The sequence below is a fragment of the Streptomyces sp. NPDC028305 genome, from assembly GCF_055569495.1.
The window spans coordinates 211,335-229,428 of the sequence record NZ_JBVHTN010000009.1; the positions used below are offsets into that span (position 1 = coordinate 211,335).

The 18,094-nt window shown below is 72.8% G+C and carries 1 protein-coding gene and 4 pseudogenes; all 5 read left to right on the forward strand.

Features of this window, described 5'->3' with window-relative positions:
* Nucleotides 1-164: 164 nt before the first annotated feature.
* Nucleotides 165-587 (forward strand): annotated as a pseudogene (locus ACZ4WQ_RS36200) (acyl carrier protein); the annotation flags it as partial.
* 1 nt (nucleotide 588) lies between these two features.
* Nucleotides 589-639, forward strand: a pseudogene (locus ACZ4WQ_RS36205) (hypothetical protein); the annotation flags it as partial.
* A pseudogene (locus ACZ4WQ_RS36210) lies at nucleotides 628-5,832 on the forward strand (type I polyketide synthase); the annotation flags it as partial. The pseudogenes ACZ4WQ_RS36205 and ACZ4WQ_RS36210, both read left to right, overlap by 12 nt.
* A 259-nt stretch (nucleotides 5,833-6,091) precedes the next feature.
* Nucleotides 6,092-16,771: pseudogene (locus tag ACZ4WQ_RS36215) on the forward strand (type I polyketide synthase); the annotation flags it as partial.
* Between the two features lie 113 nt (nucleotides 16,772-16,884).
* Nucleotides 16,885-17,940, forward strand: a complete 1,056-nt coding sequence (locus ACZ4WQ_RS36220) for a DegT/DnrJ/EryC1/StrS family aminotransferase (RefSeq protein WP_358849045.1) — start codon at nucleotides 16,885-16,887, stop codon at nucleotides 17,938-17,940.
* Nucleotides 17,941-18,094 lie beyond the last annotated feature (154 nt).

Sequence of the window (18,094 nt, forward strand, 5' to 3'; positions counted from 1 at the left end):
GCAGGCTGAGCCGGGAGGCCGCGGGCGGCGGCGACGCCGAAGGCCTCAAGCGACAGCTGGCCGGGCTGGACGCACCGGAGCGGGCGCGCGTGCTGACCGACATGGTGCGTGGCCACGTCGCCATGGTGCTCGGACACGGGTCCGCCGAGATGATCGAGCCGGACCGCGGCTTCGGTGAACTCGGGTTCGACTCGCTGACCGCCGTGGAGCTGCGCAATCAGCTCAACGCCGCGACCGGACTCCGGCTCCCCGCCACCTTGATCTTCGACTACCCCACCGCACAGGACGTCGCCGCGTTCGTGGGCTCGGAGCTCGTACCCGAGACGGCCGACACCGACGGTGCGGGACACGAGGAGCGGGTGCGCCGCGTACTGAACGGCATCCCGCTCAGCAGGCTGCGCGACGCCGGCCTGCTGGAGACCCTGCTGGAACTCGGCGGAGCCCCCGCCGCGCCGCGGGACGGGGCCGAGGACGCGGAGCGGTCCGACCAGCCCGACTCGATCGACGCGATGGACAAGAACGATCTGATCGACATGGCGTTCAACAGCCTTGGCCTTGAGGGTGCCACCTGGGAAGAGGGTAACTGACATGACCGACTCCGATGAGAAGCTGGTCAGTGCGCTTCGCCTGTCGCTGAAGGAGAACGAGCGGCTGCGGGTGCAGAACGCCAAGCTTTCCGGCGCGACGCGGGAGCCCGTGGCCATCGTGGCGATGAGCTGCCGCTACCCCGGCGGCATCACCTCACCCGAGGAGCTGTGGCAGCTGGTGGCCGACGGCGTCGACGCGGTGTCGGACTTCCCGGACGACCGCGGCTGGGACATCGACGGCGGCTATGACCCGGAACCGGGCAAGGCAGGGAAGTTCTACGCCCGTGAGGGCGGCTTTCTGCACGACGGCGGGGAGTTCGACCCGGGCCCGTTCGGTATCAGCCCGGTCGAGGCCCTGCACATGGACCCGCAGCAGCGGCTGCTGCTGGAGTGCTCCTGGGAAGCGCTCGAGCGCGCCGGTATCGATCCGCTGTCCCTGAAAGGCGGCACCACCGGGGTGTTCACCGGTGCCATGCACCACGACTACGCACTCGGCCAAGCCGTCAGCACCACCTCGGGGGGCAGCCTGCTCAGCGGCGGGATCTCCTACACGCTCGGTCTCGAGGGTCCCTCCGTCACGATCGACACCGCGTGTTCGTCCTCGCTCGCCGCCGTCCACCTGGCCTGTCAGGCGCTGCGCCGGGAGGAGTGCGGTCTCGCGCTCGTCGGTGGCGTCACGGTGATGGCGACCCCCCAGCTCTTCATGGTCTTCTCCCAGCAGCGTGGACTGTCGCCCGACGGCCGCTGCAAGTCCTTCTCGGACGCCGCCGACGGCACCGGCTGGAGCGAGGGCGCGGGAATGCTGCTCCTGGAGCGGCTGTCCGACGCGCGCCGCAACGGCCACCCGGTGCTCGCCGTGATCCGCGGCAGCGCCGTCAACCAGGACGGCCGCAGCAGCGGACAGACCGCGCCGAACGGCCCGGCGCAGCAGCGGCTGATCCGCCAGACCCTGGCGAACGCGGGCCTGTCCGCCGCCGACGTCGACGCGGTGGAGGCACACGGCACCGGCACGACACTGGGCGATCCGATCGAGGCCCAGGCCCTGCTCGCGACGTATGGGCGGGACCGGGAAGGCCAACACCCGCTGTGGCTGGGGTCCATCAAGTCGAACATCGGGCACTCCCAGGCGGCCGCCGGGGTCGCCGGGGTGATCAAAATGGTCATGGCCATGCGCCACGGAACGCTGCCCCGAACGCTGCATGTGGACGCGCCCTCCACGCAGGTCGACTGGTCGGCCGGGGATGTGAGGCTGCTGACCGAGCCGGTGGTCTGGCCGGAGACGGGACATCTGCGCCGCGCGGGTGTCTCCGCGTTCGGCGCGAGCGGCACCAATGTGCATGTGATCCTGGAGCAGAGCCCGCCCGCGGAGGAACACGTAAGCCCCCGTCCGGAGCGGCCTGTGGCGGTGCCCTGGGTGCTCTCCGGCAAGACACCGGACGCGCTGCGCGCCCAGGCCGCCCGGCTGCTGGCCACCGTGTCGGGGAGCGACGGGCCCGCCCCCGCCGATGTCGGGCTTTCGCTGGCCACCGGCCGGACCAGGTTCGAGCACCGCGCCGCCGTGGTCGGCCGGGACCGGGAGGAGTTCGTACAGGGGCTCGGCGCACTGGCCGCCGGCGCACCCGCCACCGGGCTGGTGGCCGGGGCCGCCCGCGAGGCACCGAGGGTCGTGTTCGTGTTCCCGGGCCAGGGCGCGCAGTGGACCGGCATGGCGAAGGATCTGCTGGAGACCTCCGCCGTCTTCCAACAGACGATGCTCGCGTGCGAGAAGGCACTCTCCACGGTCGTGGACTGGTCGTTGCCGGAAGTCCTGGACGATCAGGACGCGCTCGACCGGGTGGACGTGGTGCAGCCGGCGTTGTGGGCCGTGATGGTGTCGCTGGCCGCGGTGTGGCGCTCCTGTGGTGTCGAGCCGGGCGCGGTGGTGGGCCACTCCCAGGGCGAGATCGCCGCCGCCTGTGTGGCGGGCGCGCTGTCACTCGAGGACGGCGCGCGGGTGGTGGCCCTGCGCAGCAGGATCATCGCCGAGGAACTGGCCGGACAGGGGCGGATGATGTCGGTTCCCCTGTCGCTGGACGAGGTCGAGCGGCGACTCGCGGATTCGGCCGCCGACTCCGCGGACGCCGTGTCGATCGCGGCGGCGAACGGACCGTCGTCCGTGGTGGTCTCCGGCGAGAGCGGGGCGGTCGAGGAGCTGCACGCGGCCCTGGTGGAGGACGGTGTCCGCGCCCGGCTCATCGAGGTGGACTACGCCTCGCACTCCGCACAGGTGGAACAGATCGCCGGCCGGCTCGCCGAGGCCCTCGCACCGATCCGCCCCCGGTCCTCGGACATCCCCTTCTACTCCACCGTGGACGACGGATGGCAGGACACGGCCGGGCTGGACGCCGGGTACTGGTACCGCAATCTGCGCCGGCCGGTGCGGTTCGAACCCGCGGTGCGGGCCTTGCTGGACAACGGGTTCCGCGGCTTCGTCGAGATCAGCGCCCACCCGGTGCTCACGGTCGGAGTGCAGGAGTCGATCGACCGCGCCGAGGTACGAGCGGTGGCCACCGGCTCGCTGCGCCGCGACGCGGGCGGCTGGGACCGGATGGTGCTTTCGCTGGCCACCGCGCATATGGGCGGGGTGGCCGTGGACTGGCCGGCCGTGTTCGCGGACACCGGTGCGCGCCGCGTGGACCTGCCCACCTACGCCTTCCAGCGGCAGCGGTACTGGCTCGACAGCGAGACCGGTTCCGGCGATCCGGTGGCGTTGGGGTTGGGTGGGGTGGGGCATCCGGTGTTGGGTGCGGTGGTGGTGTGTGCGGGTTCGGGTGGTGTGGTGTTGACGGGTCGGTTGTCTCGGGAGGGGCAGCGGTGGGTGGTTGATCATGATGTGTTGGGTTCGGTGTTGTTGCCTGGTACGGGGTTTGTGGAGTTGGTGGTGCGGGCTGGGGATGAGGTGGGTTGTGGGGTGGTGGAGGAGTTGTTGTTGGGGGCTCCGTTGGTGGTGCCGGAGCGGGGTGGGGTGCAGGTGCAGGTGGTGGTGGGTGATGAGGGGGACGGGGGTCGGCGTTCGGTGCGGGTGTTTTCGCGGGTGGGTGAGGGTGAGGAGTGGGTGATGCATGCGGAGGGGACGGTGGCTCCTGGGTCGCTGTCACCGGCCGCCGACCTCACACAATGGCCGCCCGCCGAAGCCACCGAGCTGGACGTCGAGGGTGTCTACGACTTCCTCGACGGCGCCGGCTACCACTACGGCCCGGCGTTCCGGGGGTTGCGGGCGGCGTGGCGGCGTGGGGACGAGATCTTTGCCGAGGTGGCGTTGGAAGAGGGGGCTCATGCGGACGCGCGCCGCTTTGGTCTGCACCCCGCCCTCCTGGACGCCGCCATGCACGCGAACAGTCTCGCCGCGGCGACGGGTGAGGACGGCGCGGCCGTGGGCGGCGGCGAGGGAGCCGGTGGGGTGCTGCTCCCGTTCGTATGGAATCGGGTGGCGTTGCATGCGTCGGGTGCGACGCGGTTGCGGGTGCGGTTGACGCATCCGGTGAAGGATGGCTTGGGGTTGGAGGTGGCTGATGAGGGTGGTCGGCCGGTGTTGTCGGTGGGGTCGATGGTGAGTCGTCCGGTGACGGCCGAGCGGTTGGGTTCGGCGGCTGGTGGTGGTGGGTTGTTGGAGGTGGAGTGGCGTCCGGTTGCGGTGGAACCGGGTGGCGAGGTGACGTGGGTCGGCTGGGATGCGGTGGCTGAGGACGCCGAGGGTGCCGGCGGGGTGGTGGTGCTGGACTGTGGTGGTCCGGTGCAGGGTGGGGTGCCGTTGGTGGTGCGGTCGGTGGTGGACCGGGTGTTGGGTGCGGTGCGGGGTGTGTTGGCGGGTGGTGGGCGGTTGGTGGTGGTGACGCGGGGTGGGGTTGCGGTGTCGTCGGGGGAGTGTGTGGAGGTGTCGCAGGCTCCGGTGTGGGGGTTGGTGCGTGCGGCGGAGGCGGAGAATCCGGGGCGTTTTGTGCTGCTGGATGTGGCACAGGACCAGGATGTGGCGGGGGTGTTGCCGTCGGTGTTGGGGTGCGGTGAGCCGGAGGTCGCCTGGCGCGAGGGCGAGGTGTTGGTTCCCCGGCTGAGGCGTATGGAGCCGGTCGAGGAGCCGGGCCTCGCACCTTTGGACGGCGAGGGAACGGTGTTGGTGACGGGCGGTACCGGTGGGATCGGTGCGGTGGTGGCCCGTCATCTGGTGGTGGAGCACGGTGTGCGGCAGCTGTTGCTGGTTTCGCGCCGGGGGTTGGCGGCGGAGGGTGCGGAGGCGCTGCGGGATGAGCTGGTGGAGTTGGGTGCGTCGGTCACCGTGGCGGGCTGTGACGTCGCGGACCGGGCGGCGGTCGAGGAGCTGCTGGCCTCCGTCCCCTCCGGGCATCCGCTGACCGCCGTTATCCACGCGGCGGGTGTCGGCGACAGCGGCCTGGTGGGGTCGTTGACGCCGGAGCAGTGGGACATGGTGTTGCGGCCGAAGGCGGATGGAGCCTGGCATCTGCATGAGCTGACGCGGGGTCTGCCGTTGTCGGCGTTTGTGATGTTCTCGTCGATCGGTGGTTCGGTGGCGGCGGCGGGTCAGGCGAATTACGCGGCCGCGAATGTGTTCCTCGACGCGCTCGCCCAGCACCGCCGGGCGGAGGGCCTGCCCGCCACCTCGGTGGCCTTCGGCCTGTGGTCGGAGACCGGCATGGGCGTCATGCTGGGCGAGGTGGACCGTGCCCGGCTGCGGCGTCAGGGCCTGCTGCCGCTGTCGGCCGCGGAGGGGCTGCGGGCGTTCGACGCCGCGCTCGTCTCCGGTGCGGCGACCGTGACGGCCTCACCCGTGGACACCGCCGCCCTGCGGACCCGCAGGGGCGAGATCCCGGCGTTGTTGCGCGGGTTGGTCCCGATGTCGCGCAGGCTGAGCCGGGAGGCCGCGGGCGGCGGCGACGCCGAAGGACTCAAACGACGGCTCGCCGGACTCGGCCCCGAGGAGCGGCTGGACCTGCTGATCGACATGGTGCGCGGCCACGTCGCCGTCGTTCTGGGCCACGCGTCAGCTGACACGGTCGAGGCGGACCGCAACTTCAACGAGCTCGGGTTCGACTCGCTGACCGCCGTGGAGCTGCGCAATCAGCTCAACGCCGCGACCGGGCTCCGGCTCCCCGCCACCTTGATTTTCGACTACCCCACCGCCCAGGCCGCCGCGGGGTACCTGGCGGCGCAGCTGACCGACGACACCGACACCGCGGATCCGACCCTGACCGAGATCGACAGGCTGGAACAGCTGCTGTCTTCGGTGTCCGACGACGACCGACGCCGCGCCGTCACCGTGCGACTGCAATCCCTGCTGCTCAAGTGGACCGGTGGCGAACCCGATTCGGTCTCCGTGGAATCCCGGATCGGCTCGTCCTCGGCGGAAGAGATCTTCGCCTTCATCGACAACGAGCTCGACCTCCACTGAGCCGACGACCGGCGACCATCTGACCGAAGACGGGTGAAGGCTTCTTATGGACGACGAAAAGCTTCTCGAATATCTCCGGAAGGTGACGACGGACCTGCACCAGACCCGTCAGCGGGTGCTCGCGCTGGAGGCGGGAGAGCAGGAGCCGGTCGCGATCGTCGGGATGAGCTGCCGTTACCCGGGCGGGGTGATGTCGCCGGAGGATCTCTGGCGGTTGGTCGCCGAGGGCACCGATGCCATTTCGGCGTTTCCCACGGACCGCGGCCGGCCCTCCGGCTTCCCGGTGGGCCGGGGGTGGGACCTGTCCGAGCTGTACGATCCGGAGCCGGGCGTACCGGGCAAGTCGTATACGCGCTCGGGAGGTTTCCTCTACGACGCGGCCGACTTCGACCCCGGCTTCTTCGGGATCTCGCCTCGCGAAGCCCTGCGGATGGATCCGCAGCAGCGGCTGCTGCTGGAGACGTCGTGGGAGGCGGTCGAGCGGGCGGCGATCGACCCGGCCTCGCTGAAGGGCAGCCGGACCGGCGTCTTCATGGGGCTGATGTACCACGACTACGGCGTCGACGGGGCCTCGGGCTCCATCGCCTCCGGGCGGCTGTCCTACTTCTACGGGCTGGAGGGGCCCGCCGTCACCCTTGACACCGCGTGCTCGTCGTCGCTGGTCGCCCTGCACTGGGCAGCGCAGTCGCTGCGGACGGGCGAGTGCTCGCTGGCGCTGGCCGGCGGCGTCACGGTGATGTCCACCCCCGGGGTGATCATCGACTTCAGCGCCCAGCGGGGGCTGTCCGAGGACGGCCGGTGCAAGGCGTTCGCCGAGGCCGCGGACGGCACCGGCCTGTCGGAGGGCGTCGGCATCCTCGTACTGGAGCGGCTGTCCGACGCACAGCGCAACGGCCACCAGGTGCTGGCGGTCATACGCGGCTCCGCGGTGAACCAGGACGGGGCCTCCAACGGGCTCACGGCGCCCAACGGCCCGTCGCAGCAGCGCGTCATCCGGCAGGCCCTCGACAACGCCCGGCTGACGACATCGGACGTGGACGCGGTGGAGGCGCACGGCACCGGCACCACACTGGGCGACCCCATCGAGGCCCAGGCGATCCTCGCCACCTACGGCCAGGACCGGGACGCCGAGCGCCCGCTGTGGCTGGGGTCGATCAAGTCGAACATCGGACACTCCCAGGCCGCGGCGGGGGTGGCCGGCGTCATCAAGATGGTCATGGCGCTGCGGTGCGGCAGACTGCCCAGGACGCTGCACATCGACCGGCCGTCGTCACATGTGGACTGGTCGGCGGGGGCGGTGGAGCTGCTGACCGAGCCGGTCGAGTGGCCGGAGACCGGGCGTCCGCGTCGGGCGGGGATCTCGTCGTTCGGGATGAGCGGCACCAACGCGCATGTCATCGTCGAACAGGCGCCACCGGCCGAGCGGGAGCCGGACCCGGGCACCCATGTGCCCCGCGTCGTCCCGTGGCCGGTGTCGGCGAAGACCGAGGAGGCGCTGGACGGTCAGATCGAGCGCGTCACAGCGCTCATGGCGGACACCGGCCCCGACCCGCTGGACGTCGGCTTCTCGCTGGCGACGGGCCGGCCGGCGTTCGAGCACCGTGCCGTGCTGCTGGCCGGCCCGGACGGTGTGGCGCGGACGGCCCGGGGCGTGGCGCGGCCGGGCGGCGGGCTCGGCATGCTGTTCTCAGGCCAGGGCAGTCAGCGGGCGGGGACGGGCCGGGAGCTGTACGAGCGGTTCCCGGTGTTCGCGAAGGCCCTGGACGAGGTGTTCGGTCACCTCGACGCACACCTGGACCGTCCGTTGCGCCAGGTGATGTTCGCGCAGACCGGGTCGGCCGAGGCCGCGCTGCTGGACGAGACGGGATGGGCGCAGCCCGCGTTGTTCGCCCTGGAGGTGGCGCTGTTCCGGCTGGTGGAGTCGTGGGGCGTGCGCCCCGACCACCTGGCGGGACATTCGGTGGGCGAGGTGGCCGCCGCTCATGTGGCCGGTGTGCTGTCGCTGGAGGAGGCGTGCACGCTGGTGGCGGCGCGGGCGCGGCTGATGCAGGCGCTGCCGGCGGGCGGTGCGATGGTGTCGCTCCAGGCCACCGAGGACGAGGTGATCCCGTATCTGGGCGAGCGGGTGTCGATCGCGGCGCTGAACGGGCCCCGTTCGGTCGTCGTTTCCGGTGACGCTTCCGCCGTGTCGGAGGTCGCGGCGCGGTTCGCGAAGGACGGCCGTAAGACCAGACGACTGGCGGTCAGCCATGCGTTTCACTCCCTGCTGATGGAGCCCATGCTGGAGGAGTTCCGGCGGGTGGTGGCGGGGATGTCCTTCCAGGCGCCGCGCATCCCGCTCATCTCCAATGTCACCGGCGCGCCCGCGCAGGCGGAATCGGTGTGTTCGCCCGAGTACTGGGTGCGGCATGTGCGGGAGAGCGTTCGGTTCGCCGACGGGGTGGCCGCGATGGGCGCGGCGGGAGTGACCGCCTTCCTCGAAATCGGCCCCGACGGCGTGCTCTCCGCCATGGTGCAGGACAACCTGCCGGAGCGGTCCGGCGCCACGGTCGTGGTTCCGGCGCTCCGCGCGGGCCGGGACGAGGACACCGCCCTGCTCACCGCGGTGGCGCGGCTGCATGTCGCCGGGGTCGCGGTGGACTGGCCTGCGTTCTTCGCGAACACCGGGGCACGCCGGGCCGAGCTGCCCACCTACGCCTTCCAGCGCGAGCGCTTCTGGCCCGAGGCCGCCGGTGAGGAGGAAGCCGACACACGGAGCGCGACGCATGCGGACCCGGCCGACGCGGAGTTCTGGACCGCCGTGGAGCGCGAGGACGTCGAAGCCCTGGCGTCGAGCCTGCGCGTCGACGGCGCGGCGCTGACCCCCGTCGTCCCCGCGCTGTCGTCCTGGCGCCGACAGCGACGGGAGCGTTCGCTGGTCGACAGCTGGCGCTACCGGGTGGCGTGGACGCCACTGGCCGATACCGCGGTGGACGCCGCCTCCGGGATCTGGCTGGCGGTGGTACCCGCGGGGTGTGCCGAGGACGCGTGGGTGATCTCCGTCCTCGCCGCCCTCGGAACAGATGCTGTTGTCCTCGAAGCGAGCGAGGCGGACCGTACGGCCCTGGCCGGGCGGCTGGCCCGGTCGGCGACGGACGGGGCGCCCGTCGCGGGGGTGCTCTCCCTGCTCGCGCTGGACGAGTCGCCGCTCGCGGACCACCCCGCCGTGCCCGTCGGCCTGGCGCTGACCGTGGCCCTGACGCAGGCACTCGGCGACGCCGGGATCGAGGCGCCGCTGTGGTGTGTGACCCGGGGCGCGGTGTCGATCGGCCGTTCGGACCGGGTGGCCTGCCCCGTCCAGGCCCAGGTGTGGGGCTTCGGCCGGGTGGCCGCGCTGGAGCACCCGCGACGCTGGGGCGGCCTGGTCGACCTGCCCGAGGAGATCGACCCGCGGGCCGCCCGGCGGCTGGCCGGGGTGCTGGCCGCCGGGCCCGTCGGCGATGGTGACGGCGACGGGCCCGGCGAGGACCAGGTGGCGATCCGTGCGTCCGGCCTGTTCGGCCGCAGGCTGGCACCCGGCCGTACCGAGCGCGAGGAGCCGGGCTTCTCTGTGACGGGAACCGTGCTGGTGACCGGCGGCACCGGGGCGCTGGGCGCGGAAGTGGCGCGCTGGCTGGCCCGCAGCGGGGCCGAGCGTCTGGTGCTGACGAGCCGTCGCGGGGCGGACGCGCCGGGCGCGGCCCGGCTGGCGGCGGAGCTGGAGGAGGCGGGCTGCCAGGTCTCGGTCGTGGCCTGCGATGTGGCGGACCGCCCGGCGCTTGCCGCCGTGTTGGCCGACATCCCCGCCGACACCCCGCTGACCGGTGTCGTCCACACGGCCGGTGTCGGCAGGTCGGTCCCGGTGGCGGAGACGGTCCCCGCGGATGTGGCCGACATCCTGTCCGCCAAGGTGGCGGGCGCCGCCAACCTCGACGCGCTGCTCGGCGACCGGCCCCTGGATCTGTTCGTGCTGTTCTCCTCCATCGCCGGGGTATGGGGGAGCGGTGGGCAGAGCGCGTACGGGGCGGCCAATGCGTACCTGGACGCCCTGGCCGAGGCCAGGCGGGCTCGCGGCGCCACCGCCACCTCGGTGGCCTGGGGCGCCTGGGCCGGGGCCGGAATGGCCACCGAGGACGCGATGTCCGAGTATCTGCTGCGCCGCGGGCTCGGCCTTCTCGCGCCCGACCTGGCCATCAGCGCGCTGCGGGACGCGGTGACCGGGCAGGACGCGGCCGTGACCGTGGCCGATGTCGACTGGGAGCGCTTCGCCCCCTCCTTCCTGTCGGCCCGGCCCAGCCCCCTGCTGTCCGGTCTGCCCGAGGTCCGGGGCGTCGTCGAACGGGCCCTGGCGGCGCGGCAGGGGGAGCGGTCGGCCGTCGCCGCGTTCCGGGAGGAGTTGGAGAGCCTGCCGGACGCCGGGCGCACCGAGTTGCTGCTCGGCCTGGTCCGCGATCAGGCCGCGGCCGTGCTGGGACACGCCGACGCGGACGCGATCGGCGCCGACCGCGCCTTCCGGGAGCTCGGGTTCGACTCCTTGACCGCGGTGGAGCTGCGCAACGTGCTGGACGCCGTCACCGGCCTGAGCCTGCCGTCCACCCTCGTCTTCGACTACCCCACTCCGCTCGTCCTCACGGACCACCTGCTCGCCGAGCTGTTCGGCGGCGAGGAGGAGACGTCCGCGCCCGCGGGCCACCATCGCGCGGACCCCCGCGACACGGCCGACGACCCGATCGTGGTCGTGGGCATGGGCTGCCGCTACCCCGGGGACGTCGCCTCGCCGGAGGACCTGTGGCGGCTGGTGGCCGACGGCCGGGACGCGCTGTCCCCGTTCCCCGCGGACCGCGGGTGGCCCCTGGAGGGGGACCATGTGCGGGAGGGCGGATTCCTCACCGGCGCGGGCCACTTCGACGCGGGCTTCTTCGGCATTTCCCCGCGCGAGGCGCTGGCCACCGATCCGCAGCAGCGCCTGCTGCTGGAAGTCGCCTGGGAGGCCCTGGAGCGGGCGGGCATCGACCCTGCCGGTCTGCGCGGCAGCGACACCGGCGTGTTCATCGGCGCCGCCGGGAGCGGCTACACCCCGCCCCCGGAGCTTCAGGGCCGCTATCTCACGGGCGAGGCCACCAGCGTGATCTCCGGCCGGCTGTCGTACACCCTCGGCCTGGAAGGCCCCGCGGTGACGGTGGACACGGCCTGCTCGGCCTCGCTGGTGGCACTGCACTGGGCCGCGCGGGCGCTGCGCTCGGGCGAGTGTTCCCTGGCCCTGGCCGGTGGCGTGGCGGTGATGGCCAACCCCGGGCCGTTCCTGGCCTTCAACGCGCAGGGCGGGCTGGCCGCCGACGGCCGCTGCAAGGCGTTCTCGGAGTCCGCGGACGGCACCGGCTGGGCCGAGGGGGCGGGGCTGATCGCCCTGGAGCGGCTGTCGGACGCCCGGCGCAACGGGCATGAGGTGGTGGCCGTTCTGCGCGGCTCGGCCGTCAACCAGGACGGCGCGTCGAACGGCCTGACGGCGCCGAACGGCCCGTCCCAGCAGCGGGTGATCCGCCAGGCGCTGGCCGACGCCGGGCTGTCGGCCGCGGATGTGGACGCCGTGGAGGGGCACGGCACGGGAACACCCCTGGGCGACCCGATCGAGGCCCAGGCCCTGCTCGCGACATATGGCCGCCGGCCCGCCGAGGCGCCGCCGGTGTGGCTGGGATCGGTCAAGTCCAACTTCGGCCACGCCCAGGCGGCCGCAGGCATCGCCGGGGTCATCAAGATGGCGATGGCGCTCCGGCACGGCATGCTGCCCAGGACCCTGCACGTGGACGCGCCGTCCTCGCACGTGGACTGGTCGACGGGGGCGGTGCGGCTGCTCACCGAACCGGTGCCCTGGCCGGGGGGCGACAGGTCCCGCAGGGCGGGCATCTCGTCGTTCGGGATCAGCGGCACCAACGCGCATGTGATCCTCGAAGAGGCCCCGGCACCGGCCCCGACCCTGGAGCGCGGACCCGGCGACGTCACCACGGCGTCCGACCGGCCGGCGCCCTGGTTCGTCTCCGGCGCCACCGAGGAGGCCCTGCGCGTCCAGACCGACCGGCTGTTGCGACACCTGGAACACCACCCCGGCCTCCGGCCGCTGGACGTGGCGTACTCGCTGGTGACGAGCCGCTCGGCGCTCGAACACCGCGTGGCCCTGCTGGCCACCGGCGACGGTGTGGCGGAGCTGGCCCGGGGCACGGCCCGCGGCGGCGGCAGGACCGCGTTCCTGTTCGCCGGCCAGGGCTCACAGCGGCCCGGCATGGGCCGGGAGCTGTACGACCGCTTCCCCGAGTTCGCGCGGGCCCTGGACGCGGTGTTCGCGCATCTGGACACCCTTCTGGACCGGCCGCTGCGGGAGGTGGTGTTCGCCGAGCCGGACACCCCCGAGGCGGCCGAGCTCGACCGGACCGCGTACACCCAGCCCGCCCTTTTCGCCCTCGAAGTCGCGCTGTTCCGGCTGCTGGAGTCCTGGGGTGTCACCCCGGACCAGGTGGCGGGCCACTCCATCGGCGAGATCGCGGCCGCCCATGCCGCGGGTGTGCTGTCCCTCGCCGACGCCTGCGCCCTGGTGGCCGCGCGTGGCCGGCTGATGCAGGCGCTGCCCACCGGCGGCGCGATGGTGTCGCTCCAGGCCACCGAGGAGGAGGTGATGCCCCTGCTGGCCGACCGCGCCGACCGCGTGTCCGTCGCCGCCGTCAACGGCCCGCGCTCGGTGGTGATCGCCGGAGCCGAGGACGTGGTGCTGGAACTCGCCGCGCGGTTCACCGCCGAGGGCCGCAAGACCCGGCGGCTGTCGGTCAGCCACGCCTTCCACTCGCCCCTCATGGAGCCGATGCTGGAGGAGTTCCGGCGGGTCGCCGAATCCCTCGACTACCAGGCCCCGCGGATCCCGCTCGTGTCCACCCTGACCGGCCACCCGGCCACGGCGGAGGAGCTGTGCTCGCCCGGCCACTGGGCGCGGCACGCACGGGAGGCCGTGCGGTTCGACGACGCCGTGCGCCGACTCGGCGATCAGGGGGTGGGCATCTTCGTCGAGATCGGTCCGGACGCGGTCCTGTCCGCGCTGGCCCGGGAGATCCTGGGCGAGCGGACCTCGGAGGCGGTCGTGGTGCCCGTCTGCCGCAAGGACCGCGGCGAGACGGCCACGGTCGTCGCGGCGCTGGCCGGGCTGCACGCCGCGGGCGCCGATGTGCGGTGGGAGGCGTACTTCCAGGGCACCGGCGCGCGCCGCGTGGAGCTGCCGACGTACGCCTTCCAGCGCGAGCGCTACTGGTCGGCGGCGCTCCCCGGGGCCCACGACGTCTCCGGTCTCGGCCTGACGGCCGCCCGGCACCCCCTGCTCGGCGCCGAGGTGGAACTCGCCGACTCGCAGGGCGTCCTCTTCACCGGCCGCCTGTCGGTGCGCACCCACCCGTGGCTGGCCGACCATGTGGTGGGCGGCACGGCGCTCTTCCCGGGCACCGGCTTCCTGGAGCTCGCCACCCGCGCGGGCGACCAGGTCGGCTGCTCCCGGGTCGAGGAGCTCACCCTGGCCGCACCGCTGGCCCTCGGGGAGCGGGACACGGCCGTCGTACAGCTGTGGGCGGGCGCACCCGACGCGTCGGGCCGCCGGGAGCTGAGCCTGTACTCGCGCCCTGCGGAGGCGCCCGACCAGCCGTGGACCCGGCACGCCACCGGCACTTTGGCCCCGGAGGAGCCGTACGCCGCCCCGGATGGCGGGCCGGACAGCGCGGCGTGGCCCCCGCCGGGCGCCGAGCCCGTCGAGGTGGACGGCTTCTACGAGCGCACCGCCGCGGAGGGATTCGGATACGGGCCGGTCTTCCAGGGGCTGCGGGCGGTGTGGCGGCGCGGCGACGAGGTGTTCGCGGAGGCCGCCCTGCCGGAGGAGGCGCAGGACGCGGCCTCGTTCGGACTGCATCCGGCGCTGCTGGACGCCGCCCTGCACGCGGTGTCCTTCGTGGACCTGGGGGCGGGCGGGGCCGGCCGGCTTCCGTTCTCCTGGAACGGAGTGTCGCTGCACGCCGGTGGCGCCTCCATACTGCGCGTCCGGCTCGCCGCGGTCGGCACCGACACGGTGGCGCTCACGGCGAACGATCCGGCCGGTGCTCCGGTGCTCTCGGTGGACTCACTGGTGCTGCGCCCGGTGTCCCCGGACGCGATGGCCGGGGGCGGCGACGCCGCGGTGGCACGCGACCTGTTCCGACTGGAGTGGGCTGCCGTCCCGCACGGCGAGGCCGCGGAGGGCGCCACGGGCGTCGTCGAGCTGACGGACGCCACGGCGGCGGGGCTCACGTCGCTCGAGCCGGTACCGGACGTGGTGTCGGTCGCGGTCGGCCCGTCCGGGCCCATGGATGTTGCCGAGGTCCACCGAGCCGTCGCGCAGGCCCTCGAACTGATCCAGGCCTGGCTGGCCGAGGACCGGTTCGCCGACTCCCGGCTGGTGTTCGTGAGCCGGGGCGCGGTCGCCGCCGACGACGGAGCACCCGTGGCGGACCTCGCCGCGGCCGCGGTGTGGGGGCTGGTGCGCTCGGCCCAGTCGGAGAACCCCGGCCGGTTCGTCCTGCTCGACCTCGGCGCGGCACACGGCACATCGGCGGAGGACCCTCGAACGCTCTCCGCCCACCTGCCCGTCCTGCTGGCGTCGGGCGAGCCGCAGGCCGTCGTGCGGGACGGCGTGCTGCGCGTCGGGCGCCTCGCCCGGCCGGCCCCGGAGGAGGACGCCACCCACCCGTGGGACGGCTCGGGCACGGTACTGATCACCGGCGGGACCGGCGGCCTGGGCAGCGAACTGGCCCGCCACCTGGTGACCGGACACGGAGTGAGCCGACTCCTGCTGACGAGCCGTCGCGGGCCGGACGCTCCGGGTGCGGGGGAGCTGCGGTCGGAGCTGTCGGCGCTGGGCGCCGAGGTGTCGGTGGTGGCGTGTGATGTGTCGGATCGTGACGCGGTGGCGGGGGTGCTGGCGTCGATCCCGGCGGAGCATCCGCTCACGGCGGTGGTGCACGCGGCGGGTGTGCTCGATGACGGTGTGGTGGGGGCGCTGACGCCCGAGCGGCTGAGCGCCGTGCTGCGGCCGAAGGTGGACGCGGCGTGGCATCTGCACGAGCTGACCCGCGACCTCGACCTGGCCGCCTTCGTCCTGTTCTCCTCACTGGCCGGGGTCAGCGGCGCGGCCGGGCAGGGCAACTACGCGGCGGCGAACGCCTTCCTGGACGCCCTGGCCGCACACCGCGCCGCGCGCGGCCAGGCCGCGACCTCCCTGGCGTGGGGCGCGTGGGAGGAGAGCGCCGGGATGACCGGCACCCTGGCCGGCACGGAGCTGCGGCGCAGCGCGCGGACGGGCCTGCCACCGCTGTCCGTGGCACAGGGCCTGGCCCTGTTCGACGCCGCGATCCCGCTGCGGCACGCCAACCCGGTGCCCGTCCGGATGGACATGGCGACCCTGCGCGCCCACGCCGACAAACTGCCGCCGCTGATGCGCGGACTGGTGCCACCGGTGCGCCGTACCGCCACCGCCGCCGGCGCGGAGAACACCGGCCCGGACTGGCTGCGCAGGCACCTCGCCGGGCTCAGCGAGGACGAGCAGGACACCGCCGTACAGGAACTGGTGCGCGGCCACGCGGCCGCGCTCCTGGGCCACGGCGAGGCCGCGGCCGTCCACCCCGAACGCGACTTCCTGGAGCTGGGATTCGACTCGCTCAGTGCGATAGAGCTGCGCAACAGGCTCACCGAGCTGACCGGGCTGCGGCTGTCCCCGATGCTGGTGTTCGACAAGAAGACACCCGCCGAACTCGCCCGCTGGGTGCGGCACGAGTTCGCCGGTCACGGCGGAACCGGCCCCCAGCCGGCCACTCGGGAGGAGGCGCCCGGCGGGCAGGACACCGTCAGCGCGATGTTCCGCGCCGCGGTCATCGCGGACAAGGTGGGCGACGGATTCCATATGCTTCAGGCGATCGCCAAAATCCGGCCCACCTACGACCTGCCGGACGACCCCCGGCACATGGCCCGGCCGGTGTCCCTCGCCGACGGGCCCGCCACACCCCGACTGATCTGCCTCAGCTCGACGGTCGTCAACGGCGGTGTGCACCAGTACGCCCGGCTGGCCGCCCACTTCCGCGGCACCCGCCCCGTGTCGGCGATCCCGCTGCCCGGCTACGCCGCGGGGGAGAGCCTGCCCGCCACGGCCGAGGTCGCCCTCCGTACGCTGGCGGCGAGCATCGAGCAGGCCGCCGACCACGACCCCTTCGTCCTGGTCGGCCACTCCTCGGCGGGCGCGCTCGCCTACTCCGTCACGGGCCATCTCGCACGGACCGGCGCACGCCTGCCGGAGTCGGTCGTCATGATGGACACCTTCCGGCCCACCGGTGTGGAGTCGCAGGGCACTCTCGTCGGCGGGCTGCTGGACCAGATCTTCCGGTCCGAGTCGGAGTTCGGGGTGTTCCACAGCGCGAGGCTGTCCGGCATGGCCCACTGGTTCGAGATCGCCGCACACCTGGAGTACGACCCGGTGCCGGTGCCCGTCCTGTTCCTCCAGTGCGCGGAGGCGTTCCCCGGTGGCGAGGCCGAGTTCGACCGCTGGCGCAGTTCCCCGCTCGACCCCTCGCACACCGTACGGCCCATAGCGGCCAATCACTTCTCGGTGATCGAGGAAAAGGCGGCGGACACCGCGCGTGCCATCGAGGACTGGATCGCCACGGGGGAGTGAAGCGGACCCCGGGCCGAAGGGCTCTGGTACTTCCCTTAGTGATTCTGAATTGGGGCGCCGATACAGTGAAGTGAGCGACCGTGCCCTCGGCCCCCGGCTGAATGAGGAATGGCATGACCTTCAGATATCAGGCCGCGAAACCAAATCTGGTGGGCGCGGAATTGAAGTACGTCACCGAGGCCATCAGTTCCGGGTGGATATCGGCCGCGGGGCCCTATGTCCGGCAGTTCGAAGCCGAATTCGCGCGCTACAACGGCGTGGCGCACGGAGTGTCCTGCTCCTCGGGTACGGCCGCGCTCACCCTGGCGCTGCGCGCCCTCGGCGTGGGCCCCGGCGACGAGGTGCTGGTCCCCGAATTCACCTTCGTCGCGTCCGCGTGGGCGGTCACCTACACGGGCGCGACGCCCGTATTCGTCGACTGCGGCGACGACCTCAACATCGACACGGCTCTCATCGAGTCCAGGATCACGCCGCGCACCAAGGCCGTCATGCCCGTCCATGTGCACGGGCGTCGCTGCGACATGGACGTGATCACGAGGATCGCGTTCGACTACAACCTGCGGGTGGTCGAGGACTGCGCCGAGGCGCACGGCATCCGGCCGGTCGGCGACGTGGCGTGCTTCTCCCTGTTCGCCAACAAGATCATCACCTCCGGTGAGGGCGGCGTCTGTCTGACCGACGACCGCAGGCTCGCCGAGCAGATGGCGCATCTGCGCGGGATGGCCATCGGCCCCGAGCACGACTTCCTGCACAAAAAGCTGGCCTACAACTTCCGCATGACCAATCTACAGGCCGCGGTCGCCCTCGGGCAGCTGGAGCAGATAGATGAATTCCTGGCCCAGCGCAGGAAGATCGAGGCGTATTACGACGCCGGACTCCGGGATATCCGGGAAATCACCCGCATGCCGCCGCGGGATGTGCTGTGGATGTACGACCTACGGGCCGAACGCCGCGATGAACTGTGCGCGTTTCTGGCCGAAGAGTCCATTGAGACCAGGCGGTTCTTCCAGCCGATGAGCAGGCAGCCCCTCTACTTCGATCCGGACTGGGCCTCCCTGAACGCCGGCCGCTTCACCGCGGACGGGCTGTGTCTGCCCACCCACACCGGACTGACCGAAGCGGACCAGGACTACATCATCGGCAAGGTCGTGGAGTTCTACGGGCGCTGACCCGGCCTGCCGGGCACACCGGGCCGACACGGGGTCGGCACCGCGCCGGCACCGGGCCGGACGAGACAACTTGTGCGTGGGGAGCGGAGCGTTGAGTCCATCCGAGTCCAGTCCTGCCGACCGCCCCGGTACGCACCGGGAACACGCCATCGCG

Excerpts from the sequence above, each read along its gene's own strand:
- ACZ4WQ_RS36220 (WP_358849045.1), top strand. The coding sequence starts at position 16,885 with ATGACCTTCAGATATCAGGCCGCGAAACCAAATCTGGTGGGCGCGGAA.